The following is a 26,398-nucleotide window of genomic DNA, read 5'->3' on the forward strand; positions in this document are numbered from 1 at the left end:
CCAAATTTGAATAAAAGGAGCAAGGTCAATGAAAACTGAAATGACTGAGCAAGAACAGCGTTTAAGGGACAAATTATTACCCGAAATTGAAGCCTTTAAGCAGCAAAAGGAAACCCTGCAATTAGCAACCGTTGATATTCATGGTCAGCCCAATGCTAGTTATGCTCCCTTTGCACTGGCCGATGATGGATTTTATATTTTGGTCAGTGATCTCGCCAGACATGGCCATAATCTAAAACATTCAACCAAAGTGTCAGTTATGTTGGTTGAAGATGAAGCTGCCGCAAAATCTGTCTTTGCCCGTAAGCGTTTAACCTTTGATGCAATTGCCGAGGCCGTGCCCCGTGATACCCCTGCTTTTAGCAAAGGTGTTGCCGTGTTATCCGCTCGTTTTGGCGAAATGTCGGATAATCTTGCGGCCTTGACGGATTTTAATTTATATAAACTTGCGCCCCATCAAGGGTTATATGTGAAGGGTTTTGGTCAGGCATTTACTTTAAGTGGTGCAGAACTCTTAGATGTGGATTGGAAGCGCGATGGTCACCATGGCACTCCCAAAACGCCAGAAAGTATGCAAGTCGCTTAGGCTTTTGTCTGGTTATTTGCCAACCTAATGTAAGCCCATTCAACAATGCCAAATTCGTCATTCCTGCGAATTTGGCATTTGCGTTTTTAAGTTAATATCGCAATAGTACAGATTCCCCCTTGAATTCTTCTCGAATAGGCAGCATTTCTATTATGCCTGAATGACAGTTCCCTACCCGAAGGATGCCTCGCGTGCATGAGCCTATTGCTAAATCATCTGAATCCATTAAAACTGACATAGCTAAAAATCCAACCTCAAAGATACGGCAACGATCGGTATTACCTTGGATTGCGGGTTTCCTTAAGCCATATCAGTTTAAAGTGGTCGCCGCGATTATCTTTTTGATGATAGGTTCACTCGCTTGGTTGTCACTCGGCCAAGGAGTGCGCTTGATGGTGGACGAGGGCTTTGTGCGTGATAATGCACAGCGATTAAATGAAATCATACTGTTAGTGCTTGGGATTACCGCCATCAGTGGCACGGCGGTGTTTTGCCGTTTTTATTTAATGACTTGGCTTGGTGAACGCGTTAGCGCCGATATTCGCCTTACCGTTTATAATCAACTCCTTAAACTCTCTCCGGCGTTTTACGCTAAGGTGCGAACTGGTGAGGTGATCTCCCGTTTTACCGCCGATTCTACCTTGCTTCAAACTGTCGTAGGTTCAAGCCTTTCGATGGCACTGCGCTCTGGCGTGACTGTCCTTGGTGGTTTAGTGATGATGGGTATCACTAGCGTAAAGATGACCTTGCTGGTGCTATTGGCTGTGCCTTTAGTGCTAGGGCCAGTGATCTTTTTTGGTCGAAAAGTGCGAGTCTTAGCGCGGGAAAGCCAAGACAGGGTTGCCGATCTTGGCGCTTATGTGGATGAAACACTCCATGAAATCCACACAGTGCAAGCCTATGGACATGAGGATAAAGATCGCAGTTTATTTCATACCCGCGTTGAAGATGTGATGTCGGCGGCCAGCGGTAGAATTCGATATCGTGCACTGCTTATTTCATCCGTGATGTTTTTAAGTATCGCAGCGATTGCTATGGTGACTTGGGTAGGCGCCCATGATGTGATGGCCGGTAGGATGACAGGAGGTGAGTTGTCGGCCTTTATGTTTTACGCAGTGATGGTGGCGGGCGCCGTGGCAACGATCAGTGAAGTGATAGGTGAGATTCAACGGGCATCTGGTGCCGCCGAACGATTAATTGAACTGGCTGAAACGCAAGTAGATATTCCCGTTGCAACTCATCCAGTGAGTTTACCTGCCGATGTTAGTGGTGAGCTAGTTATTGAGGGACTCAGTTTTGCTTATCCTGAGCAGGACACCTTAGTGCTTAAAGACGTTAATATGACGATTACCGCCGGTGAGCGGGTAGCCTTAGTGGGGCCGAGTGGCGCGGGTAAAAGCACCTTATTCCAGTTATTACAGCGCTTTTATGTGCCTAGCGAAGGCAGTATTCGGCTCGAAGGGATTGATATTGCGAATCTTTTACCACAGGATTTGCGTGCACAGTTTGCCTTAGTGCCGCAGGACTCTGTGATCTTTGCCACTAGCGTGCTTGAAAACGTACGTTATGGAAGAGTCGATGCCACCGAACAAGAAGTGATAGATGCTTGTATTGCAGCCCGTGCCCATGAGTTTATTAGTGAATTTACTGAGGGTTATCAAACCTATTTAGGCGAGCGTGGAGTGCGACTTTCAGGTGGGCAAAAGCAGCGGATCGCTATTGCGCGGGCGATTCTAGCTGACAGACCAATATTGTTACTCGATGAGGCGACCAGCGCCTTAGATGCCGTCAGTGAGCAGAAAGTAAAGCAAGCGCTGGATGTATTGATGGCGAATAAAACCACCTTGATTATTGCCCATCGCCTATCGACGGTCATCAATGCGGATAGGATTTTTGTGTTCGATAAGGGCGAGATTGTCGCCAGCGGCCGCCATCAAGCCTTGATGCAATCTAATGCGCTATATCGTGAATTTGCCAGTTTGCAATTGTTAACCGAAGATGCCAATGCCTGCGCAATCAATGAGACCACTTAGGGAAATAAAACCCAGTCGCTAGTTAATCTAGCTTACTGGGCATGTTATGGTGCGTTGGTTTTTAAGTTTTGTTTGTAAAAGCGGTTTTTATGTCCTGACTTTAAGCCTTATTTTTAAGTTCGCGGCGCAGAATTTTACCGACGGTGCTTTTAGGTAATTGCGTCATAAACTCAATGATTTTAGGTAATTTATAACCCGTTAATTGCTCGCGGCAATACTGCAAAATTGTACTTTTAGCCTGTTCATGATTGAGGTTATTGTCCTTGAGGACGATAAAGGCTTTGACCGCTTCCCCCGAGTGTTCATCTTGTACACCAACAACCGCGCACTCAATGATATCGGGATGACTGGCAAGCACATTTTCAACTTCATTAGGGTAGACGTTAAAGCCTGACACGATGATCATATCTTTTTTGCGATCAACAATTTGATGGAAACCTTCCGCCGTTGCTATGGCAATATCGCCTGTTTTAAAGAAGCCCTCTGGTGTCATCACATTGGCGGTTTCTTGTGGGTTATTCCAATATCCTCGCATCACCTGCGGGCCGCGCGCCGCTAATTCTCCTGCAGTCCCTAAAGGTACTTCAATGTTATTTTCATCTAATAGTTTGACCTCAGTACCAATCACAGGTTTACCAATAGTGCCGAGCTTTTGATAACCGGGCGCATTGAGTGAAATGACAGGGGAGGTTTCAGATAATCCATAACCTTCGCTGATCATATTACCCGTGGTTTGCTGCCAAATATTGGCCGCCGCGGCGGTGAGTGCTGTACCGCCAGAGATAGTAATTTTTAAGTGACTAAAGTCGAGTGCTTTAAATTCGGGTTGATGGCACAGGGCGACAAATAGCGTGTTCAGTCCGGCAAAGCCAGTAAAAGGGTATTTAGCTAAGGTTTTTATCAAGCCGCTGATATCCCGCGGATTAGGGATCAGAACAGAGCAACCTCCGCACTCAAAATACAGCACTAGGTTCACCATAAAAGCATAAATATGGTAAATCGGTAATGGCGCAACGAAGATATCTTCGCCTTCAGATATCACGCTACCAATGCGGGATTTTACCTGCGCGGCATTGGCGAGCATATTGCCGTGGGTCAACATGGCTCCTTTAGATAATCCCGTTGTACCGCCTGTATATTGCAATGCACAGAGATCATTGAGTGTGGGCGCTAGGCGGGTAAAGGTCAGTTCTGCGCCTTGCTTTAAAATATCGCAGAACGCGATATTTTTCAGGCCCGTTTTAGGCTGAATTTGAGGCTCTATTAAATCCAGAGCATGGGTTGAGATAACTAATTCAATCTCGGTAGTGGCGACCACTTTTGCTAAGGTTGGCAGCAAATCCGATAGTACAACTAAGGCTTTGGCTCCTGAATCATTAAACTGATGGATAAGTTCGCGCTCTGTATAGAGAGGGTTGGTGTTGACTAGAATGAGCCCAGCCCTAATAGCACCATAGGCTGCAATAACAAATTGCGTGATATTGGGTAATTGAATTGCAATACGATCGCCAGGTTTGAGTTGGGTCTTGTTTTGCAAATAGGCGGCAAAGTAACGGGAGTCTCGCTCTATCTCGTTAAAACTGCTGGTTTTACCCAAGCAAGCATAGGCGGGTTTATCACCATAACGTAAGCTGGTTTTCTCAATAAGATCGACCAATGATGAGTAGCCTAGTTTGAGTTGGGAGTCTTGATCGTATGCCATGCTGAACTACCTCAAAGATGATGTTTATTCGTTGTTATTATTTTGAAATCAAACATATGTTTAGATTAGAGGGTGTGAGCACTAGAGGTCAATGCTTATCGTGAAAAACATCACAACGTCAATAAGGGTATCTTTATGTAACAAAAGTCTTTTTACTGTAAACCATAGGACTTAACTATAGCTTAACTACCCTATCATTTATAAAGCGGAATAAACGTAAATTAGAAAGTGATTTAGATTTTGTTAGTGTTATGTATTTATTATGTGGTTGACTGCTCTTTGTTTACTGAGTGCCAGTGTACTTAGTATCAGTGCATTTCGATGATGAATTTTCTTGCCGCGATTTTAGGAACTGAGTTCGGCGGATGAATAGATAAAGCTGTTGCAAGGAGTGTCAGTTATTTTGTTGATGAATGTAAGACTTAAATTGACGCGTGGTGTTATGTTTCAAGCGTCAATTAAGTCTTAAATATAGAAGTTAAATTATCACTCTAAGGGCTAAAGAATCCTGTTTCTTGGCTTACTTGCTGCCTTGGTTCTTTAATATCTGTGACTGAAAATCGGATCAATTTTCGCCCTGAAGGGACATTATCTTTATCGGCAAGAACCGTTACGGGATAGTCAATTTGTTCGCCCGCGGCTAAGGTGATAATGGGAGCCGCAATCAAGCTAAAAGGCATTTCACTGTCAACGGCAAGTTGATATTGCTTAGTGTCTTGTGTCTTGTTGCGGATCTTCAGTTGATAGGTATTTTCAACTTTATTATCCGAGGTTTCACGGTACAGGCTTTGGCGATCGCGTATCACGTTAAGCTGAATTTCGCTGCGGTTATTTAGATCTAAGCCTATGACGATGAACATAATAATGACCGCTGCACCGTAGCCTAAGAAACGGGGAGATCGCCAATAGGAATGGGATATTCCTTTGAGATCATTTTCACTCATATAGCCGATAAGATTTTGTTTGTAATCGAATTTCAACATAGTTTCGTTACAAGCATCAACACAGGCACCGCAGTTGATGCACTCATATTGTAAGCCGTTACGAATATCGATCCCCGTTGGGCACACTTCGACACATAAATGGCAATCAACACAGTCGCCCAAAGTAGGGTCAGCTAGATTCGTTGCTTGCTTACGTTTACGTGGACCGCGGGATTCACCACGCTGTGCATCGTAGGTTACTGTTTTAGTATTGGCATCGAACATTACCGCTTGGAAACGGGAATAAGGGCAGCAATGCAGACACATTTGCTCGCGCATCCAACCCGCATTGAGATAGGTACAAATGGCGAAGAACCAGACCCAACAAGTCACCCAGAAGCTAGCATTACCTGTGAATATATCTAAATAGAGTTCGCGTGCGGGGATAAAATAGCCAATAAAACCGCAACCAGTAAGTAAGGCTGCGAGTCCCCATAGGCTATGTTTTACGGTTCTTTTGCCGATTTTATTTGCTGTCCAAGGGGCTTTGTCGAGTAATTTACGTTTGTTGCTATTACCTTCGATACGGTTTTCTATCCATACATAGATAAAGGTCCATGCAGTTTGCGGACAAAGATAGCCACACCAAACGCGTCCCCAGAATACGGTGACAAAAAACAAACCAAAAGCCGCTGCGATAAAAATCCATGCTAATAGCGTAAAATCCTGCGGCCAGAGCGTTAACCCAAAAAAGAAAAATTGCTGCTGACTGACATCCAACAATATTGCTTGGCGGCCATTAACAGATATAAACGGCAGGGCGAAAAATAGCACAATTAACAGGCTATTCATCATGGTTCTTAAGCGTTGGAAATACCCCTTTTGTTCACGAAAATGAATTTTGCTTGAGGCAGTGGCATTTTCGAGCGAGGAGTTTGCTTTCGGGGCGGTTGAAATATTTTTAATGGGGATAAATTGCTCTGCTAAGGCAGGTTTTGCGTTTGTAATTGGGGTTATGTCGCTCTTTGGCATAAGAGAGTCCTAACGGCTTTAATAAGATTTATCCCCTATTAGCAAGCGTTAGGCCAATATGTTGTGAGTTTAATGTACTGATATTTATGGTTAAAATTAATGAACTGATTATGCATTCTCACGATATATCGCGAATTGGCGATATATCGTGTAATTTAGATAGTAGGGCGCTAATTCGTTTCATTCATTTGACGTTGGATCCCCAATTTTTTCATCCGCGATCTGAGCGTGCTCGGCGGTACCCCTAAGATATTAGCTGCGCCAGAAGGCCCTGATATACGCCAATTTAAGCGTTTAAGTGTTTGTTCTATATGCCATGCTTCTGCTTCAGCTAGGGTTTGATGCTGCAGTGATAAATGTGGCGCATTTAGGTTATCGGTTGGCATTGCATGGATGTGTAAAATATCTCCTTGGGTAAGAATTGCTTCACGCTCAAGGATATTTTGTAGCTCACGTACATTGCCGGGCCAAGTGTAGGCCATCAGTTTTTGTAGGCCTTTTTGACTGACCCCGCGGATTTTTTTACCCAGTTTTCGATTCAAGTTATGGAGTATATGGCTGACTAGTTCGGGGATATCATCCAGCCTCGATCGGAGTGGCGGAACTTTAATTGGGAATACATTCAAACGGTAATAGAGATCCATACGAAATAATCCCAGCTCGACTCGTTTGAGTAAATCATGGTGGCTGGCTGCGACTAAGCGAATATCCACTTGGATGGTTTCACTACCGCCGAGACGTTCAAAGGATTGCTCTTGAATAACTCGTAGTAATTTTGATTGGGCTTCCAAACTGAGTTCTGCGACTTCATCGAGGAACAGCGTTCCCTGATGTGCAAGTTCAAATCGACCTTTTCGGCGGCTGGTGGCACCGGTAAATGCTCCTTTTTCGTGACCAAAGAGTTCACTTTCCAGTAAAGAGGCTGAGAAGGCGGCACAGTTAACGCTGATCATAGGTTTATCTTTGCGGTGACTGAGTTTGTGTAAGTTGCGGGCAACTAATTCTTTTCCTGTGCCATTTTCACCACAAATCAACACTGTACTGTCGGTGTTGGCAACCATGTGTAGTTGCTGGATCATGTGGCGGATAACACTGCTATTACCAGAAATATCCACATCACCTGTTTTATCTGCTAATTCGGCTTGCAGGTAGTGATTTTCTGATGCAAGACGTTCGGATAGTGCTTGCACTTGGATTAAGGCTTGGCGTAATGAGTGCTCAGTTTGTTTTTGAATACTAATGTCACGAAATATCGCGACTACGCCAATAAGTTGATTGTCTCGATAAACAGGAGTAGAGCTGTAATGCACTGGGAAGCTGCTACCATCTTTACGCCAAAACACATCGTGGGTGATCTCGCGGGTGATACCATCCTTTAAGGTATTGTAAATTGGACAATCTTCTTGGGGATAATGGCTGCCATCCGCATGGCTATGATGGTGGCAATTATGGATATTTTTGCCCAGTAACTCTGCATTTTTCCAGCCTGTCATCCGTTCAGCTGCTGGATTGATAAAAACGGCATTTCCATTTAAATCAAAACCATAAATACCTTCACCCACGGCATTGAGTAGCAACTGATTTTCCGGCAGAAAATGTTTGTCTAATGGTTCTTTAGGGGAGGGGGTCTTAGTCATACACAGATTACCGAGGTAGCAAGCAGATAGCTTGATTATACACTTTATATCTTGGCGATATATCGTGACTTTGATGTTTGGCTTACAGCATGATTCGGTATCTTACATTCAATGCTCTTTCTTAGCGTGAGATGCAGTTTGTTAGATATTTTGTTGTAGTCATCGATGTGATACGTATGAATTAAAACGCCTTTAAAGATGCTTTGATTAGAATTCAGTATGAGTATGCTGGACGACCTTGGGCCGCTGCAAGGCCATTAAGCACATCATTGATACTCAATTTTGCTGGTAACACAATGCCTTTAGGTAAACTTGGCCCATAGATTTTATTGTAAGGCGTGCCTGGTACTCCCTCATGGCGCATATATGATTCAATTGTGCTGTTGGCTTCACTCCAATTGCCTTGCATTAAAATAATATTTTCTGCCATTAGGGCATTTACAATTTGTTCTCTGTGGGTCACATCGGCTTTATTCGTTTGGCAAATCGTGCACCAATCTGAAGTGATATCGACAAAAACCGTATAACCCTGTGCGACCAGAGGAGCAATTTCGGCGGGTGCTAAGGTATGCCATTGGAGTTTTTGGTAAGCCTGATAATCTTCTCCTTTGTGTACAAATCCGATAATACTGCCTAAACCTAATGCAAAAAATCCTAAGGTAAAAATCACTGATAATGGGATGTTTTTACCTTTTCTCTTTTGCCATAACAAAAGCAGAATGACACCGATTAGTAAACTAAGAAGAATAAAACTGATGAGGGTGATTGTGCCCATAAACGCTTCCGCTTGAGAATATCTAAAACAAGTTGGTATTTATCTTAGTCGCTAACAGCTTAAAACTACGTGAATTTAGGATATTTATCCCACTTGTATCATGTTAGTTGCTGCTCCATGCTCTAAAGCCGAGTATTAACATTAACGCCTTACTCTGCCGATGTTAGAATGTCGCTATGCGAAAACCCGTTGAGTTTATTTATCCCTTTTAGGACATATACATGAGTTTGAGTACTTGGTTTGGTTTATTGGCAATTTGTTGTTTGGGAGCTATGTCTCCGGGGCTAAGTTTAGCCATGGTGGTACGTCATACGTTAGGGGGTGGACGTAGTAAAGGGATTGTTTGTGCATGGGCGCATTCTATCGGGATCGGTTTTTATGCCTTGATCACGTTATTGGGTCTAGCCGTAGCCCTAAAAAAAGCCCCTTTACTATTTAATGGAATTGCAATTATGGGGGCTTTATATCTAGCCTGGATTGGTATTCAGTCGCTGCGCTCAAATGGTGGTGTGCAAGCAAAACTTGCCGCCGGAGAAGCAACTGATACATTCACTGCGGCGAGGGATGGATTAGCTATCTCTCTTTTTAACCCCAAAATCCTACTGTTTTTTTTGGCGCTGTTTAGCCAGTTTGTCATGGTGGCAGATAGCATGACAGGGCAGGCCTTGATTGTTTTGACCCCTTTAATCGTGGACGGTCTCTGGTATAGCTTAGTTGCGTTAATGTTGTCTCATTCGCGGGTGTTACCTAAACTTCGAGAAAAGGCGGGTTTGATTGATAAATTAACTGGTATCGTCTTAATACTGTTAGCTATTCGAGTGATTTATACGCTTTAAACCGCATGAATAATAACGCCATCAGTTGATGGCGTTATTATTCGGATTTTAGGATCGCGGTTTAATTAGCTTTTAAATATTTGCACGGAGTCATCCGCTTCTGCTGGCGCTGATTCTTCCTGAATAACCGGGGGATTAGCGATATGATCTTCTAAATTATCATTCAGCATTTCACGATATTCAGAACTAAACCATTCTAGGGCGCTATCTTTTTCTGCGCCTAAATCAGCAGATTTTATGGCTGCTTCAAAGGCATTAAAACGTGCTGCTGCAAAACGCAGGGCTGTACCGACTTTACCGACATCGCCTTCTTGCTGGCTTAGCTGATTGGCTAAAGCAATAAATTGATCGGCAAGTTCAAAAATGGTGGTGTTGCTCGTTTCGGTCATGGTGCTCACTCTGGAAAATAACAAATCAATGGCCGATTCTATCCTAATTAGCTTAAGAAGGAATCGTTAAACATCAACTATTGGGATCTAAGTCGGTCGTAACGGTTCCATCGCGGGAGTCATAGTAAACGGCCAATTTGTCATTAGCTCGATAGGAATATTTACACTGACTAGGGGAGATGTAACTGGCTTTATAATCGGTGTCATCGGCATCAATATTTAAACGCGAAACGCTAGGTAGTGCATTCTGAAACAGCACTTGCCATACAGAAACGCAGTCTTCTACGTTATCCAATACGGGTGAGGCTTCATTGCCGTAAATATAGTGCTGGGCAGGCCAGCCAAAAGCGTTGAAATCAACTTGTTCAGACTGTGCTGTACCAAATACTGGTAAATCTTCGCTTGGACCTGAACCTACTTTTACTGCCCATACAGAACGAGCCAAATTGAGCCCCGTTTTAAAACCTCCGGCACTCGCTTTTACGCTGGCTATTTGTGCGTCCTGTTGTATGTTAACGAATTTGGGTAACGCCACGACAGCGAGAATGCCAAGCAATAGGATTACGACCACGAGTTCTATTAAGGTAAAACCTGCTTGTGGGTATTTTGATCTCATTATGGTGAATATGAAGCGACGAGGTGAGTTTAAAATGTGTAGGCACTATAACATTTAAAATCGGCCTAATTAACTTAAAATGGTTTTATTGTGGGCCGAGTGAGCACATTAATCTCACACTTGGCTTGTGAATGTTAGCCATGACTTTTAAGCTAGCCACATTGTAATTTGAGGATAATTATTGTGACTTTTTCAACTTGGCAGGATTTTATTGATAACCAGCGTGCACAAACTTACTACCAAGAGTTAATCGCATTTGTGAACAAAGAACGACAATTGGGCAAAGTCATTTATCCTCCTAAAGAGGATGTTTTTAACGCTTTCAAGATGACTCCCCTTGAAAATGTTCGAGTCGTACTCATTGGACAAGATCCTTACCATGGCCCAAATCAGGCGCATGGATTATGCTTCTCCGTTAGGCGTGGTATTAAGCCACCACCATCATTGGCTAATATGTATAAAGAACTGGTTAATGATATTCCTGGTTTCCATATTCCTGACCATGGTGATTTAAGCTACTGGGCCGAACAAGGGATCTTAATGCTCAATACGGTATTAACAGTTGAGCAAGGCCAAGCTCACTCACATGCCAATGCTGGCTGGGAGATATTTACTACCGCAGTATTAAAATTGTTAAACGAGCAATCTAGGCCGATTATTTTTGTGCTGTGGGGTAGCCATGCAATAAAGAAAGGTGCAGTCATTACTGCGCCGCAGCATCAAGTGTTGTGTGGGCCGCATCCATCCCCTTTATCCGCCTATCGTGGATTTTTTGGTTGTGGGCATTTTTCAAAGGTGAACCAATTGCTGACAGCGCGGGGTGAAATCCCTATACAGTGGCAAGTTTAATGACTCAATAAAAAAGGTCTTACATAGTAAGACCTTTTTTATTCTAAGTTGAGTGCAAACAATTAATGATTGCGATCAACTGATATTTTAGCCAGTGACACTAAAGCCTCTTTAAATTCGCTATCTGGCAATACATCCAGTGCTGCAATGGCTTTTTCCGATTCTTCAATCGCTTTTTGCTGAGTGTAGGTTAATGCACCACAGTGATGTAATGCGGCCACAATTTTATCAATTGCCTGCGTACCATCACCTTGCTCAATGGCTTGGCGAATAAGTTGCCTTTCCTCATTGGTGCCGTGGGCGATGGCGTAGATTAAAGGTAGCGTCGGTTTGCCCTCGGCGAGATCATCACCAATATTCTTTCCTAACTCTTCAGTATCAGCGGTGTAATCGAGCAAATCATCAGTTAATTGAAAAGCGGTTCCGAGATATTTCCCATAATTACCAAGAGCGGTTTCCTGCTCAGTGCTTGCTCCCGCTAATACTGCTGCAAGCAAGGTCGCCGCTTCAAATAACTTAGCTGTTTTACAGTAAATGACACGCATATAGCTTTCTTCAGTGGTGTCAGGATCGTTGCAATTCATTAATTGCAATACTTCACCCTCAGCCAGTACGTTGGTCGTATCCGCTAAGACCCGCAGCACTCTCATATTATCGAGTTCTGTCATCATCTGAAATGAGCGCGTGTAAAGGAAATCACCCACAAGCACACTTGCACTGTTTCCAAATAGGGCGTTCGCGGTTTCGCGCCCACGGCGAAGTGTCGATTCATCAACAACATCATCATGGAGTAATGAGGCGGTATGGATAAACTCAATGATAGCCGCGAGCTTGAGGTGTGCATCACCTTCGTAGCTTACCGTACGTGCAGCAAGCACTGACAGTAAAGGACGAAGACGCTTACCGCCACCATTGATAATGTAGAAACCTAGCTGGTTGATCAGGGCGACATCTGACTCAAGCTGTTTATATATCAGCTGATTGACTGCTTGCATATCAGTGTCAGCCAGTTGACGAATAGCGTTTAAATCCATAATAGACTCTGGTTGTGGGGCCATTACGTACCCGGCCTCTATTTTAGGCTCACGTGTTATATAGAATGAATTTTACCTAAAATTCTGACATATGACAGCACTCGGACAACTAATGTGCGAGTTATTCCGGCCTTTTTTTATTCTTTCCTAATTAGGGCTTGTCAGAAATGGATTCTTCGCGTAAACTCCGCGCCCATTGTCAATAAAGTTTTTGTAGCACCCTGCCTCCCCAAAAGTGCGAGCCAGCGTGTTAGGAATATCGGAGTAAAATAGCTATGTACGCTGTTTTTCAAAGTGGTGGTAAACAACACCGTGTAGCTGAAGGCCACACAGTTCGTTTAGAAAAATTAGAAGTTGCTACTGGTTCAACTGTTGAGTTCGATCAAGTTTTACTGATCGCTGATGGTGAAACAGTGCACGTTGGTGCTCCTTTAGTAGCTGGCGGTAAAGTCGTTGCTGAAGTAGTGAGTCATGGTCGTGGCGAGAAAGTAACTATCGTTAAGTTCCGTCGTCGTAAGCACCACGACAAGAAAATGGGCCACCGTCAGTGGTTCACTGAAGTTAAAATTACTGCTATCAACGCATAATAGGAGTCTAACTCATGGCACATAAAAAAGCTGGCGGTTCTACTCGTAACGGCCGCGATTCAGAAAGTAAACGTCTAGGTGTTAAGCGCTTTGGCGGTGAATCAGTTCTAGCTGGTAACATTATCGTTCGTCAACGTGGTACTAAATTCCACGCTGGTGTAAACGTGGGTATTGGTCGTGACCACACTCTGTTTGCATTGACTGACGGTAAAGTTAAATTCGAAGTTAAAGGTCCTAATAACCGCAAGTTTATTAGCATCGAAGCTTAATTTTCGAATCTAGCTTATACTGTTAAAGCCCCGCCTTTGGTGGGGCTTTCTGTTTTTTATGCTTCTATTTACGCTGTATCAATGATGAGTTTGGTAAATTTTTACCAAATTGAGGGCGTTGGCAGGTAAGATTGGGAGCAAAGTATCTCGAGTTTTTTGGCGACCGATGAAGTTAGACGGTATAATTCCTTCATTCAGTGATGCCAGGAGTAAGTATGAAGTTTGTCGATGAGGCAGTAATTAGGGTCGAAGCGGGCGACGGCGGTAGCGGTTGTGTCAGTTTTAGACGCGAAAAATATGTACCTGATGGTGGTCCTGATGGTGGTGATGGTGGCGACGGCGGCAGTGTGTATCTGCAGGCCGACGAAAACTTCAACACTTTGATTGAATTTCGCTTTGAGCGTTTTCACATGGCTGAGCGCGGTGAAAATGGTCGTGGCCGTGACTGTACTGGTCATAGTGGTAAGGATTTGATTTTAAAGGTGCCTGTTGGAACACGCGCGATTGATCATGATACCGAGGAAGTACTTGGTGATCTGACAACCCACGGTCAAAAGCTATTGGTGGCTAAGGGTGGTTTCCATGGTTTAGGTAACACCCGTTTTAAGAGCAGTACTAACCGTGCACCACGTCAGAAAACCCTAGGGACGCCCGGCGAAGTTCGTAGCCTGAAGCTTGAGCTATTACTGCTTGCCGATGTGGGTTTACTCGGTATGCCAAATGCGGGTAAATCGACCTTTATTCGTGCTGTATCCCGCGCAACGCCTAAAGTTGCTGATTATCCCTTCACAACTTTGGTCCCCAATTTAGGTGTGGTCAATCCGCGTCCTGGCCAGAGTTTCGTCATTGCCGATATTCCCGGTTTGATCGAAGGTGCAGCTGAAGGTGCGGGTTTAGGTATTCGCTTCTTAAAGCATCTTGAGCGTTGCCGTATTTTATTGCACATCATTGATATTGAACCTATCGATGGAACCGATCCAGTTGAATCTGCGCGCGCTATTGTTGGTGAACTTGAAAAGTATTCTCCTAAATTGGCGAGTAAGCCTCGTTGGCTAGTCTTTAACAAAACCGACTTGTTACTTGAAGAAGAGTTGCAAGAAAAAGTTGAGTGCATTGTTAAAGAGCTAGAATGGGAAGGAGATGTGTATACTATCTCCGCCTATAATCGCGAAGGCACTAAAGAATTAGCTCTGAAGTTATTGGATTACATTGCGAGTCTGCCACCAGAAGACAATGTTGTTAATCCAGACGATGAAGTGGAATTCAAATGGGACAATTATCATCAAGCTAATCTTGATTCAGTCAATGAAGATTATGATGATGATTTCGACGACGACTTTGATGATGATGACTACGACGTAGAAGTCATTTACCAAAGATAATATTAATGTCTGAGTTTTGAGAGTCCCGTGTACGCTGATACTCAAAATGATATTACTCGGCAGGTTGTGCGTGTTGCACAACTGCTACTGGCCTATGGCGCTGAATCTGATCTCGTTGAAGAAATCAGTCAGCGTTTAGGCCAGGCTTTAGGCCTTGCTAGCGTAGAGCTTTCTATTTCCTCAAATTCCCTCGTCTTGACCAGTTTGGTTCATGGCCGCTGTATTACCACTACCCGTCGAATTCGTGAACATGGCATCAATATGACCATAGTGTGTGAATTGCAGCGGATCTGCTTATTAGCTGAAAAAGGGCTTTATGGACCTAATGAAGTTCGTAAACGTCTCGCTCGTATTGAGCCTAAAACCTATCCACCTGCTTTAGTTGTGTTAATGATAGGGCTGTCCTGTGCCAGTTTTTGCCATCTCTTTAATGGCGATTTAGCCGCGTGTGTGATCACTTTTTTTGCTTCTGCGGTAGGCATGTCCGTTCGTTTAGCGATTGCCAAACGCCATTTTAATTTATTGGTGAATTTTGCTACGACTGCATTTGTGATTAGTATGATTGCGCAAACAGGTTACGTATTTTCACTCAGTGAAACACCACAGTCGGCAATGGCGGCGAGTGTGCTCATGTTGGTGCCCGGTTTCCCTATGATTAATGCGATTTCCGATATGGTGAAAGGCCATATGAACGTGGGGATTTCACGCTGGGGACATGCAACACTGTTGACTGTATCGTCTGTGATTGGCATAACCATTGCCATGCAGCTCGGTGGTATCTTTCTATGATAGAACTACTGAATATGCTTTTACATGATGCATTTTTTTCAGCAATTCCTGCCGTTGGTTTTGCCATGGTGTTTAATGTGCCCAAGCGTTTTTTACCTTACTGCGCTTTAGCTGGCGCGATAGGGCATAGCTCGCGTACCTTGATGCTTCACTTTGGCCTTCCTATCGAATGGGCGACATTTGCTGCTGCAGCTTTAGTGGGGATGATAACAATAGGGTTTGCGAAGCGCCATTTAGCGCCACCTTTAATGTATGCTGTGGCCGCTATTATTCCGATGATACCCGGTACTTACGCATTTAATACTGTGATTGCTTTAGTGCAGTTAACTGCTCAGTCTCAGGTGAGCCAAGAGTTAACCGGCCAAGTGATCAGCAATGGTTTAAAAACCGTCTTTATTCTTGGAGCATTAGCGGTTGGGCTTGCATTGCCGAGTCTATTGTATTTTAGAACCCGCCCCGTTATTCGGTAATTCTTTATATCTACAACACTGGAGTGAGCATGCGCATTGCTATGATAGCCGCGATGGCAAATAATCGAGTCATCGGAAAAGATAATAAAATGCCGTGGCATCTTCCTGAGGATCTTAAACACTTTAAGGCGATGACTTTAGGCAAGCCAGTCGTGATGGGACGTAAGACCTTTGAGTCAATCGGTCGCCCTCTCCCTGGTCGTCATAACATTGTGATATCCCGCCAAGCTGATCTTGTGATTGAAGGTGTGACCAGTGTGACCTCATTTGATGCAGCCAAACAAGCTGCTGGTGAGTGTGAAGAGTTAGTGATTATGGGTGGTGGTCAGCTTTATCGGGAACTATTACCTCAGGCCGATATCCTCTATTTAACCCAAATTAACCTTGATGTTGAAGGTGATACCTATTTTCCTGAATGGGACGCTCGTGATTGGCAAGAAACCGAATCACTATCCTGTATAAATGCCGATGGACTGGAATATCGCTTTATCAATTTGACAAAAAAATGTTAAATTAGGTTGTTCAGTTGTGTATCCTGTGCGTATGGATTGTCAATATGTCTAAAGTATTGATCATTTTGGCGACTTAGTGGTGATGTGAGCTAACCCAGATGGCGTTGCAAAATCTAGCCGAAAACTAAGGCCATAGTGGCTAGTATCCTTTAGATATTGCTGCATCCCATACAAAATTGATAATAAAACTATAAGAAAGTATTAAGGAGTATCGGATGCGTCTTATGCCTGTGGCTTTGGCTGCGTTAATCGGTTTTAGTTATGTTTCTGTTCCAACACAAGCTGCTGCGGCTGATGCAGATCCACTTGTAGCAAGTATTTGTGATTATGTGAAAGCGAATGATAAAAACCGCTTACGTAAGAAATTGAAAGAGAGTCGCGTTAAATTACGTCAGATCTACAGCGGTATTAATTGTGATGGTCAAAGTCTGTTACGAACGGCTTATAGCGCCAATGCAAGCGATGCAGGAGAATTTGTCGCTAAGCGTTTGTCTGTGACTGAGTTAAGTGTGCCAGAATCAGACGGTATGACTATTCATGCTTGGGCAGAGGCTAATGGGCATAGTGCAAGCCCTATCACTGCTGCAGTAAAAGATCGTCTTGGTGGTTCAGCGGGTGGTGAAGAGGATTAATTCTCTTAACTAGCTGAATTTGAATTCTGATTGACGAGTGTTAAAGCAAAAATGCCGAACTACAATTCGGCATTTTTGTTACTTAAACATGTAGCGGATTAACCGTTATAGTGTATTTTTGAGGCTTTATGTTGGCTGCAATATTAAAGGTCGCTTGTGCGACCCTTATTAAGGCTGACTTAGTTACACTCTAAACTCACCCACTGAAGCTTGAAGCTCCTCAGCTAATTTTGCGACTTGGTGGCTAGATTGAGCCGTTTGATCTGCCCCGATAGCGGTTTCTTCAGATATTGCAGCAATATGTTCTAGTTTTTCTGATACTTGTTGGCTGACTAAATTTTGCTCCTGTGCGGCATGCGCGATATGGGTGCCAGAGTCATAGGCTTTATGAACAGACTGACTTATCGTTTCTAATGCCAAATTTGCTTGTTCGGTTTTTTCAACACAAGCATTAGCTTGGGCACGACCCATATCCATGGCTGCTACAGCCTGCTCCGCGCCCTGTTGTAACACTTCTATCATTTGTTGAATTTCACGGGTAGAGACTTGAGTTCGAGAGGCTAGGTTACGCACTTCGTCGGCAACAACCGCAAACCCGCGCCCTTGTTCACCAGCCCTTGCCGCTTCAATAGCCGCATTTAACGCTAATAGGTTGGTTTGCTCTGCGATGCCACGGATCACATCAAGAATGGAGCCAATAGAGGCGCTATCCGATTGCACTTTATTGATGACTAATCCCGCTTTAGATACCTCATCAGCTAAGGCTAAGATAGTTAATTTATTCTCTTGCGCAATAGCGCGCATATGTTGGGTTTCTAGATCTGCCTGTTTGATTTGCTCAAGTGCTTCATCGGCACTTTGTGATACTTGTTGGGCACTAGAACTAAGTTCAGTAGTTGCGGTAGCAACTTGATCAACCTGACTTTTTTGTTCTTGTATGCCCGAAGTTGTTTGCGCTGTGATGGCTGATGTTTGCTCCGCTGCTGCTGCAAGTTGGTTCGAACGGTCCAAAATACCAATGATCAAACTACGTAGGCTGTCGACAAGTCTATTACAGTTTTTAGCCAGCTCTGCAAATTCATCGTGGCCGGAATCGTCCAATTTATGGGTTAAATTGCCAGAGGCTAAGACATTAAGTGCATGATTAACTTGCTGAAGTGAGCGTTTCAATGGATTGACTACAGCGAAGCTAATAATAATTGCTGCCACTATAGCGATTAACACAACGATAACAATACGCAGGCTGGCAGCATCAATTTCTGCCATCGTTGCTTGACTCGTATTGGTAGCGATAAGTTCGATATTATTGCTAACGTCTTCCATATTGGCATCAATGATCTTTCCATCTTTTTCAATAATCGCGAGTTTATTAATTGACTCTTGAGTATGAATTAACTGGCTAGATTTAAGATCCACCATTGAATCTTTGCCTTCGACTAATGCTAAGACTTTGCCAATATCATTATTTATGGATTGTAATGTATCGGCTTCGACTATGCCTTGAGCGTGACGATTAACATATTCAAGTTTATTTTTTGTTTCACTGATAATGTAATCGAGTTCTTTAGCTATAAGCTCATGCTTACTTGTTTCTTCATTCGTGACTAAATCTGCGATGGTGGTAATAATATTGCCTAGGCTAGTGTCTATGGCGCTGGCAGAGGCTGCAATACTTTGCATATCTGGATTTTGGCTGCTCTCAAGGTCAATCACATCGAGTAGCGTCGATGAAGCGTCATCTGCCGCATTTTCGAGTTTTTTCTTTAGGTTGATAAGCAACTCTTGTTTACTCAGAGCTGACTCTCGCTCAGAAAACATCGCTAAACTGTTATGTTCGAAGGTTGAGAAGCTACTACTCAGTTGAGTTATCAGTGATGATAGATTGGTTTGCCTTTGAACTAATTGAGTGAGATTGCTAATTTCACTTTTAAATTGGGTACTATGACCATCAAAGATTTTATGAATATTGGGGATGTTCGTTGATTTTTGAGTATGAAAAGCGATTAACACTTGGCGTTGTTGCTCACTTAAACTTTCTGTTAAACGATTGGTTGCTTTGAGTGCTGGTAAGCTTAACTCTTGCATCAACGCTGAACTATCTTTAAGGCTGGTATTCGTTAAGTAGGAGGTAAATCCTAGCAATAAAAGTAAAAGTGTAACAATGCTAAATCCGCCAATAACTCTGGTGGCTACATTAACTTTCATAGGATACTCCAATTATTATTATATTTTTTCCAAATGAAAAGGGGATTAAATTCAGGGCTGTGCACAATCGTTTATCGACCATAGGCCGTTTTAGTTTAACTCTTTTTTAACCTTTTTTGGGTAATTTTTTGGTCTTTTTCAAGATGCCATAGGGTTAAGTGTTCGCCCCAGCAACACCCTGTATCTAAAGCCTTTAATTTTTTATCGTTGACATTTCCCATCAGTGCAGCCCAATGGCCGAAGACTAGAGTGTGGCTTTGACGTAATGGAGAAGTGTATTCATACCATGGGCGTAACTGTGGATCAGTACAATCCTGTGGTGGTTGTTTACAATCAAAATTGAGGTGGCCATCGACATAGAGATAACGCATTCGAGTCAGAGCATTAATGCAAAAACGTAATCGAGCTATGCCTAATGCCGTTGGTTCCCAACGCTCTGCGCTATCTGTGTACATTTGGCTTATTAAAGCCTCTAGATAGTCATCTTGCTTGAGTGCATGACTAACGAGTGCTGATTCTTGTCTCAGTGTTTCTAATGACCACTGCGGAGGCACACCAGCATGGGTCATAATCAGTTGTTGCTCAGGTAATTCACGCATGAGCGGCTGTTGCCTGAGCCAATCAATTAACTCATTAATATCATCAGCTTTTAGAAGGGCTTTCAGATTGTCACTTGGTTTATCACGTTTAAGCTTACCGTGAATTGCCATCAAATGCAGATCATGATTACCCAATACGGTCTTAGCCGAATCACCAAGTGATTTGAAGAATCTTAATGTGGCTAAAGAATCGGGGCCTCGAGCAACAAGATCTCCCACCGCCCAGAGTTCATCTTGGGATGGATTAAAATCAACTTTTTCAAGTACCTTTTGTAATTCGGTAAAACAGCCTTGAACATCACCAACAAAATAATGAGCCACAATATCCTTTCTACAGTTAAATCAATGTAATAAACCTGGAGTCGCTAAGCGGAAGGGTTTTATTATCGCTTCAAAGCGTTCCCCTGACTCGCTGACCATACCATAAGTACCGTGCATGATGCCAAGAGGAGTATCAAGTAGGGTACCACTGGTATATTGATAAGCCGTATTGGGAGGAATGGTGGGCGTTTCGCCAACGACACCTGCACCTTGAACCTCGCTGGTATTGCCATTTGCATCTGTAATTATCCAGTGACGAGTCTCGAGTTTTGCCGCTTGCTCGCCCAAATTGATAATCGTGATAGTGTAGCTAAATAAGTATTTTTCATCCTCGGGGGAGGATTGCTGCTCAATATATTCAGTTTTAACTTCAACTCGAATTGAGGCGTCCAATGCGCTCATTCTTATTCCTACAATGATATTGGGCACAGGGTGTGCCCACACATAACACTACTAAGCCTTTCTATCGCAGATCATATTTGCCATTGCAACATATTGCTCGACACTGATTTGTTCAGGACGTTGGCTTTGATCAATCCCTAACTGTTCGAACTCGGCATCGCTCAGCATATGCTTGAGATTGTTACGCAGCGTTTTACGGCGCATGTTAAAGGCGGTGGTACAGAGTTGGCGTAGTACATTAACATCTTTACAGGGGAATGGCTTTTCCGCATAGGGTAAAAGACGCACAACCGCAGAGTCAACTTTAGGGGCTGGCGTAAAGCTATGGGGGGGAACCTCGAGTACAGGGACAACTTGGCAAAAATATTGCGCCATAACGGTTAAACGGCCATAGGCTTTGCAACCCGGACTTGCCGATAGACGCAGGACGACTTCTTTTTGTAGCATAAAGTGCATCGTTTCAATCTGTTCGGCAAACTCGAACAGATGGAACATTAATGGCGTCGAAATGTTATAGGGCAAATTACCGAATACTTTGAGCTTTTTACCCGGAACAACGAGCTGACTAAAATCAAATTGCAGGGCATCACCCTGATGAATGGTCAGTTTGTCTTTGAGGACGGGGTGTTTATGTAAGCGTTCAACCAGATCACGATCCAGTTCTACTACGGTGAGATTATCGACCGCCATTGCAACGGGCTCGGTTAAGGCGCCTAAACCGGGACCAATTTCCACCATGACATGGTTATTATCAGGTGCAATTGCGCCGACAATACGATTAATCACATTGCCGTCGGTTAAAAAGTTTTGTCCAAAACGCTTTCTGGCCGTGTGGCCTAAATGTACTTTGTTGCTCATTAATAATGTAATCGTTTAGTTTTTTGAGGATAACTCAATGGCTTTATTCAGAGCGCAGACAAAACTGCCGATATCGGCCTTGCCTGTGCCCGCGAGATCGAGCGCTGTACCATGGTCAACCGAGGTACGGATATAGGGTAAACCTAACGTAATGTTTACCGATTTGCCAAATCCTTGTGACTTGAGAACGGGAAGTCCTTGGTCATGGTACATGGCCAAGACGACATCTGCGTCCTGTAAATATTTGGGTTGGAACAGTGTGTCCGCTGGTAATGGACCGACAATATTCATCTGATATTCTTCGCGCAACTCGTTAAGTGCAGGAATGATCACATCAATTTCTTCCCGTCCTAAATGTCCATCTTCACCTGCATGTGGGTTTAAACCGCACACATAAATTTTCGGTGAAACAATACCAAATTTACTGATAAGGTCAGCATGTAAAATCTTGATAATATGCTGTAACCGTTGGCGAGTAATGGCTTTTGCTACATAGGCAAGTGGGATGTGGGTGGTGACTAGCGCCACTTGTAACCCGGGTGTTGCTAGCATCATCACGACATCTGGGCAGTTGGCTTGATGGGCAAAAAATTCCGTATGTCCGCTAAAAGAAATACCCGCTTGGTTGATAATCCCTTTGTGTACAGGGCCTGTGACTACGGCATCGAATTCACCGCTCATGTTTCTTTCGCCCGCATAGCGCAAGGTTTCGACTACATAAGGACTATTCTGTTCATCAAGTTTGCCACATACCGCAGCACTCACCAATTTGAATGGGGCTATGGTTAACGTGCCTGCTTCTTGAGGTTGGGGAGCCTGATCTGGTAGATACGGTCGAAAAGAGACCGTTAGACCGAGCTGCTTTGCACGGCTAGCGAGTAATTCTGGGTCGGCACAAACGACTAACTCAACAGGCCAAGCCTGTTGAGCGAGTTGTACGACTAAATCGGGGCCGATACCTGCAGGTTCTCCTGGGGTAACGGCAATGCGTTTAGTGGTCAATTTTACTTAACCTCGGTTAGTCTCAGGCTGAAAGACTTCAATGTATGCGTCTGAACGCATTTCGTCTAGCCAGTTTTGCAGTTCTTCATTAAATTTGCGACGGAAGATCAACTGGTGCGCGCGGTTGCTATTGAACTGATCCGTTGCATCGGTTTTTCTTCTTTCTTCTAATTGAGTGATATGCCAACCGTGGGTTGTGCGGAAAGGTTCACTGATTTGATCTATGGCTAAACTGCTAAGCGTTTGAGCAAATTCTGGCACATAGATATTGGGATCCGCCCAACCTAATTCGCCTCCTTTAGCCGCAGAGCCCGGATCCTCTGAATACTGGCGGGCGAGATCTTCAAATTTAGCTTCTCCAGCACGAATTTGTTTTAGGAATTGTTCAAGCATCGCTTTTGCACGGTCATCGGATAAAATTGGCGATGGCTTAAGCAGAATATGTCGCGCTCTGACTTCTTCTATTTCTTTCGTTTGTAAACCGCGGGAATCCATGATCTTAATGATGTGAAACCCCGCGCCACTTTTAATTGGGCCGATAATGTCACCGGTTTTCGCTCCGCTAAGGACTTCGGCGAAAAGCGTTGGCATTTCGTTGATGTTCATATAATCCCAGATACCGCCTTCAAGGGCTTTAGGCCCTGATGATGATGCGATAGCGGTACGGCGAAAATCTTCCCCATTTTTCAAACGCTCAAGGACGATATTGGCTCGTTTGCTGGATGCTTCGAGTTGTTCACTTGTCGGGTTGTTGGGTACGTCAATTAGGATATGGCCAATTTGATATTCCACATCTTTCATACCTTGTTCTTGGATCAGTTTCACTAAGCTGGATATTTCTTGCGGTGATACTTGAATACGGCGTTGTACTTGAATGCGTTGAATCTCACCTAGGGTGATTTCTTCACGTAGCTGTTCACGGTACTGACTAAAACTTAAGCCTTCACTTTCAATTTTTTGTTGCATTTGCGCGACTGACATTTTCTGTTCACGAGCGATGTTTTCAATCGCTTGATCTAATTGTAAGTCACCGATATGTAAGCCAATACGATCGGCCATTTGCAGTTGTAGACGGGTTAAAATCAAGCGTTCAATAACCTGAGTACGCAGTGCACTATCAGAAGGTAACGATTGATTTGCCGCTTTGGCATTGGCTTTTACTGTGCCAATCATGCTGACGATTTCACTTTCGAGCACAATTCCATCGTTAATTTGGACTGCGACACGATCGAGTGGTTGAGGTGCGGCCAATGTAGGTTGGCTAATCGCAAGTGCAAATAAAGCAAAAATCAGATGTTTACTGGGTTTCATCCACAAAATCCTTGGCACGTTCTAAAGTCAGGTTCGACAACTTATTTGGGTTAACTTTACCATTTATATCGAAATTACATTGAGTTGCCTAAATGTTTATCTGCTGACAACTCGATAAAGAGTACGACATTGTCTGCTGAAATTGGCGCTAGGCCAAGCTTGACTAATACCGTCGCTATCTCTTAGTAACCTAGTTGGACTCTCAGTCCTTGTTGAGGTTCAGCAATCTATCACAATTCTTTGCTAATTCCTCAGGTAAAGCGGTTTTCTGTAGTTAAACAGGCCATCATTGAGCATATCGGTGACACCGAGTGGGCCAGAGCCTCCGAGTCCTTTAATGATGACATTAAAATACACACCACTTTCAAACAGTTCGCGACTGTCGATAGCAGATGAGCCTATATTGTCGTCGTAATTAGTTTTTATTCGATAGTGGTAGCTGAGTCGAAGTGCATAGCAGCAAGACTCATATTGAAAACCTGTGTAGGTTTCGACGCTGCGGTTTTCATTGAGATCATAGTACCAGTTACCCACAAAATAGAGACTGTCATTGATGGGCCAAGCTGCACGTACTCCCGCTTGGGAGATATTGGCGAGATCGTTGGTATTTGAGTTCAGCAAATCGGGTACGTAGCGGTAACTAAGCTGCAGTAATTTGTTGGCTTCGGGCCTAAAGTCTAGGGTTGCCTCTGTTTTTTTATTATCGCTGGTATTGGTATCGTACTGAATTGCAGCACCTAAGTACCAGTCTTGAGTGAGACGAGTATCTAATTCGGCAGCAAGTATAGAAGTCGATTGATTTTGCTCAAAAATACTATCTTCGTGGCCGAGTTTACTGTCTTCTAAATAAAAAATTTGCCCAAGGCTGAATTTAGTGACTTCTTGGTTGTGGTCATCAAAGAGACGGGTGGTCACACCGAGCGTCATCTGATTGGCATCTGCGATGCGATCAAGGCCTGAGAAGCGGCGATCACGGAATAGACCATAGTAGTCGTCTTGCAATTGGGCAGTATCGTAAATGCCGATATTTCGTTGATCTTCATATCCTACATAGAGGTATTGAAATTGTGGTTCAAGTGTTTGGCGATAATTTTGCTCAAATAACTCAGTAAAACGTTCAAAGTTGATCTGACCATTAATCCGTACCTGTGGAATGGTTCGATTAATACTGTCATCCAGATTTTTATTTGGATCGAGATTCGTTTGCCAATAATTGGTTTGCATTAATTTGACTTGGCTAGTCAGTGAGCCAGAGGGACCATGGATAGGTAAGGTGATACTGGGGGCCATATGCAAACGTGTCGCGGTGTTAACGTCATTATCCTGATGGGCAAAATTAGTTAATTCAGAATTAAAACCAAAATCTAGGTTGCTCCAAAAATCAGCCGCTCTGAAGTTAAAGTTAACCTGTGGCATGACTTGATAAGGCTTTTCTTCTTCACCAAGGACTTTAATATCTTGGACTCGGGTACTTAAATCCCAATTGTTTTCAAAGTAACTCACTTCCCCAATTCGGGATAGTTGATTATCGGTCGCACGGTTAACATCTGACTTCAAATCATTAAAATAGTTGTTATCTGACACCTCAGTAAAGTTACTCATTACCCGCCAATGCTTATCAATAGCGCCTTGGTGCTGCCAGTTGTATAAATAACGATTAGGTCGGCTACTGAGTAATTGGTCATTGCCTAAATATTCTAAGTTTAAGCGGCCATTTTGAGCATCTCCGGCCAGATAGCGGAACTCAGTCTTAGTGAATATCCCTCTGTTAGACATATAATTAGGCGTGAATGTGAGATCGTATTCTGGCGCAATGTTCCAGTAATAAGGGGCTGAAACTTCAAAACCGCTCGTCGTACTTGTACTAAAGCTAGGATAGAGAAAACCCGATTTACGTTTATCAGAAACAGGGATTGTCATGTAGGGAATGTAGAATACAGGTACCCCCGCGATTCTTACTTTGGCATTCCAAATTTCCCCCCACTCTTCTTCACTGTTGATTTTGATTTTCTCGGCCTCAAGCAGCCAAGATACATTGTCAGGAGGGCAAGTGGTAAAATTAGTATTGGTTAAAATAAGATTATTGTTGATGGTGATTTGCAATTTTTCAGCATCACCATTCACTTGTTGTCCATGTAGCCAGTATTTAGCGCCTTCCAACGTGGCGCGATTAGAGCGCATCTGAGCTTGTAGGGACTGTGCTGTAACAGTGAAGTTACTGTCTTGAAACACGAGATTGCCATTGGCATCAAATTGCTGAGTCTCTTGGTTCAGAATCGCTTCATCAGCAGCGATATGTCGGTCTCCTTGGCTAAAGACGACATTGCCACTAAAAATGGCTTGTTTGTTCATTTCTGCATTGGAACTGTCAGAAATAATACGAATTTTATTGAGTTCAGCCGCACTCATTCCCTCAGTGTGGGATTCAATTCTTGGTACTGGCGGTTCAATGACGCATTGGGATGCGGTCGTAGTAGGAGATTCGTCTGCCAGGACTAATTGCGGTAACAGGCTCAGGGCCAGAAAGTAACGGATCTGCATCTTAGGTCAATAATAATGATTTCTTAGTCTGGACAAGTATCGATGGGGAAAGTTGCAAAGTACAAGTGCAACACGGCTAAATAAATCTCTCAATTTCTTAGCTGTT

At 43.5% G+C, this 26,398-nt stretch carries 25 protein-coding genes; 11 read left to right on the forward strand and 14 right to left on the reverse strand.

From position 1 onward, the window contains the following. The first annotated feature begins 28 nt into the window (after window positions 1-28). Both hutZ and JEZ96_RS04435 read left to right on the forward strand, forming a co-directional pair. Complete coding sequence (hutZ, locus tag JEZ96_RS04430; protein ID WP_011790463.1) at window positions 29-586, forward strand: heme utilization protein HutZ; 558 nt, start codon at window positions 29-31, stop codon at window positions 584-586. 182 nt (window positions 587-768) lie between these two features. Then, complete coding sequence (locus tag JEZ96_RS04435; protein ID WP_049789522.1) at window positions 769-2,619, forward strand: ABC transporter transmembrane domain-containing protein; 1,851 nt, start codon at window positions 769-771, stop codon at window positions 2,617-2,619. Window positions 2,620-2,719: 100 nt separating this feature from the next. Here JEZ96_RS04435 and JEZ96_RS04440 read toward each other — a convergent pair whose 3' ends face one another. The 4 genes from JEZ96_RS04440 to JEZ96_RS04455 all read right to left on the reverse strand — a co-directional run bounded on the left by JEZ96_RS04440 (window position 2,720) and on the right by JEZ96_RS04455 (window position 8,688). Beyond that, a complete protein-coding gene (locus tag JEZ96_RS04440; RefSeq protein ID WP_025008562.1) occupies window positions 2,720-4,321 on the reverse strand; it encodes an AMP-binding protein in 1,602 nt (533 codons plus the stop codon). A 491-nt stretch (window positions 4,322-4,812) separates the two neighbouring features. After that, a complete protein-coding gene (ccoG, locus tag JEZ96_RS04445; RefSeq protein ID WP_011918812.1) occupies window positions 4,813-6,276 on the reverse strand; it encodes a cytochrome c oxidase accessory protein CcoG in 1,464 nt (487 codons plus the stop codon). 170 nt (window positions 6,277-6,446) lie between these two features. Continuing rightward, window positions 6,447-7,913: a sigma-54 interaction domain-containing protein gene (locus JEZ96_RS04450; protein WP_011790459.1), complete on the reverse strand. Its 1,467-nt coding sequence runs from the start codon at window positions 7,911-7,913 to the stop codon at window positions 6,447-6,449. A 214-nt stretch (window positions 7,914-8,127) separates the two neighbouring features. Then, on the reverse strand, window positions 8,128-8,688 hold the full coding sequence (locus tag JEZ96_RS04455; protein WP_025008563.1) for a thioredoxin family protein: 561 nt from the start codon (window positions 8,686-8,688) through the stop codon (window positions 8,128-8,130). 221 nt (window positions 8,689-8,909) lie between these two features. Here JEZ96_RS04455 and JEZ96_RS04460 point away from each other — a divergent pair, with 221 nt between their 5' ends. Further along, window positions 8,910-9,524, forward strand: a complete 615-nt coding sequence (locus JEZ96_RS04460; protein ID WP_011790457.1) for a LysE family translocator — start codon at window positions 8,910-8,912, stop codon at window positions 9,522-9,524. 65 nt (window positions 9,525-9,589) lie between these two features. Here the strand turns inward: JEZ96_RS04460 and JEZ96_RS04465 are convergent, their stop codons facing one another. Both JEZ96_RS04465 and JEZ96_RS04470 read right to left on the reverse strand, forming a co-directional pair. Beyond that, window positions 9,590-9,913, reverse strand: coding sequence for a DUF3144 domain-containing protein (locus tag JEZ96_RS04465; protein ID WP_011790456.1), 324 nt, complete (start codon window positions 9,911-9,913; stop codon window positions 9,590-9,592). Between the two features lie 73 nt (window positions 9,914-9,986). After that, on the reverse strand, window positions 9,987-10,529 hold the full coding sequence (locus JEZ96_RS04470; protein WP_011790455.1) for a pilus assembly FimT family protein: 543 nt from the start codon (window positions 10,527-10,529) through the stop codon (window positions 9,987-9,989). Between the two features lie 183 nt (window positions 10,530-10,712). Here JEZ96_RS04470 and ung point away from each other — a divergent pair, with 183 nt between their 5' ends. Continuing rightward, window positions 10,713-11,378, forward strand: coding sequence for a uracil-DNA glycosylase (gene ung / locus JEZ96_RS04475; protein WP_011790454.1), 666 nt, complete (start codon window positions 10,713-10,715; stop codon window positions 11,376-11,378). A 62-nt stretch (window positions 11,379-11,440) separates the two neighbouring features. Here ung and ispB read toward each other — a convergent pair whose 3' ends face one another. Then, window positions 11,441-12,412 (reverse strand): octaprenyl diphosphate synthase, encoded by a 972-nt coding sequence (gene ispB / locus JEZ96_RS04480; protein ID WP_041408450.1) that lies wholly within the window; start codon window positions 12,410-12,412, stop codon window positions 11,441-11,443. A gap of 275 nt (window positions 12,413-12,687) precedes the next feature. Here ispB and rplU point away from each other — a divergent pair, with 275 nt between their 5' ends. The 7 genes from rplU to JEZ96_RS04515 all read left to right on the forward strand — a co-directional run bounded on the left by rplU (window position 12,688) and on the right by JEZ96_RS04515 (window position 17,053). Continuing rightward, a complete protein-coding gene (gene rplU / locus JEZ96_RS04485) occupies window positions 12,688-12,999 on the forward strand; it encodes a 50S ribosomal protein L21 (protein WP_011790452.1) in 312 nt (103 codons plus the stop codon). 14 nt (window positions 13,000-13,013) lie between these two features. Then, a complete protein-coding gene (gene rpmA / locus JEZ96_RS04490) occupies window positions 13,014-13,268 on the forward strand; it encodes a 50S ribosomal protein L27 (RefSeq protein ID WP_007650346.1) in 255 nt (84 codons plus the stop codon). Between the two features lie 215 nt (window positions 13,269-13,483). Next, window positions 13,484-14,650 (forward strand): Obg family GTPase CgtA, encoded by a 1,167-nt coding sequence (gene cgtA / locus JEZ96_RS04495; RefSeq protein WP_128090159.1) that lies wholly within the window; start codon window positions 13,484-13,486, stop codon window positions 14,648-14,650. A 27-nt stretch (window positions 14,651-14,677) separates the two neighbouring features. After that, window positions 14,678-15,439 carry a threonine/serine exporter family protein gene (locus JEZ96_RS04500; RefSeq protein WP_011790450.1) on the forward strand — a complete coding sequence of 254 codons (762 nt, stop codon included), beginning with the start codon at window positions 14,678-14,680 and terminating at the stop codon, window positions 15,437-15,439. Continuing rightward, window positions 15,436-15,909: a threonine/serine exporter family protein gene (locus JEZ96_RS04505; RefSeq protein ID WP_011790449.1), complete on the forward strand. Its 474-nt coding sequence runs from the start codon at window positions 15,436-15,438 to the stop codon at window positions 15,907-15,909. Before JEZ96_RS04500 ends, JEZ96_RS04505 begins: the two co-directional genes overlap by 4 nt. A 29-nt stretch (window positions 15,910-15,938) precedes the next feature. Next, window positions 15,939-16,421, forward strand: a complete 483-nt coding sequence (folA, locus tag JEZ96_RS04510; RefSeq protein WP_061783020.1) for a type 3 dihydrofolate reductase — start codon at window positions 15,939-15,941, stop codon at window positions 16,419-16,421. Window positions 16,422-16,636: 215 nt separating this feature from the next. Beyond that, on the forward strand, window positions 16,637-17,053 hold the full coding sequence (locus tag JEZ96_RS04515) for a DUF3718 domain-containing protein (protein ID WP_011790447.1): 417 nt from the start codon (window positions 16,637-16,639) through the stop codon (window positions 17,051-17,053). 183 nt (window positions 17,054-17,236) lie between these two features. On the opposite strand, the gene JEZ96_RS04520 is transcribed toward JEZ96_RS04515, so the two are convergent. From JEZ96_RS04520 to lptD, 7 genes are all read right to left on the reverse strand, one after another. Continuing rightward, entirely contained in the window at window positions 17,237-19,258 is a 2,022-nt protein-coding gene (locus JEZ96_RS04520; RefSeq protein WP_128090158.1) for a methyl-accepting chemotaxis protein, read from the reverse strand. A gap of 95 nt (window positions 19,259-19,353) precedes the next feature. After that, a complete protein-coding gene (locus JEZ96_RS04525; protein ID WP_011918815.1) occupies window positions 19,354-20,178 on the reverse strand; it encodes a symmetrical bis(5'-nucleosyl)-tetraphosphatase in 825 nt (274 codons plus the stop codon). Between the two features lie 21 nt (window positions 20,179-20,199). After that, complete coding sequence (gene apaG / locus JEZ96_RS04530; protein ID WP_025008566.1) at window positions 20,200-20,580, reverse strand: Co2+/Mg2+ efflux protein ApaG; 381 nt, start codon at window positions 20,578-20,580, stop codon at window positions 20,200-20,202. Window positions 20,581-20,631: 51 nt separating this feature from the next. Continuing rightward, window positions 20,632-21,438, reverse strand: a complete 807-nt coding sequence (gene rsmA, locus JEZ96_RS04535) for a 16S rRNA (adenine(1518)-N(6)/adenine(1519)-N(6))-dimethyltransferase RsmA (RefSeq protein WP_011790443.1) — start codon at window positions 21,436-21,438, stop codon at window positions 20,632-20,634. Between the two features lie 15 nt (window positions 21,439-21,453). Further along, entirely contained in the window at window positions 21,454-22,440 is a 987-nt protein-coding gene (pdxA, locus tag JEZ96_RS04540) for a 4-hydroxythreonine-4-phosphate dehydrogenase PdxA (protein ID WP_011790442.1), read from the reverse strand. Window positions 22,441-22,446: 6 nt separating this feature from the next. Beyond that, complete coding sequence (surA, locus tag JEZ96_RS04545) at window positions 22,447-23,751, reverse strand: peptidylprolyl isomerase SurA (protein WP_011790441.1); 1,305 nt, start codon at window positions 23,749-23,751, stop codon at window positions 22,447-22,449. Window positions 23,752-23,994: 243 nt separating this feature from the next. After that, a complete protein-coding gene (gene lptD / locus JEZ96_RS04550) occupies window positions 23,995-26,292 on the reverse strand; it encodes an LPS assembly protein LptD (RefSeq protein WP_014610034.1) in 2,298 nt (765 codons plus the stop codon). Window positions 26,293-26,398: the final 106 nt, after the last annotated feature.

The sequence above is a fragment of the Shewanella putrefaciens genome, from assembly GCF_016406325.1.
In the GTDB taxonomy this organism is placed as follows: Bacteria; Pseudomonadota; Gammaproteobacteria; order Enterobacterales; family Shewanellaceae; genus Shewanella; species Shewanella putrefaciens.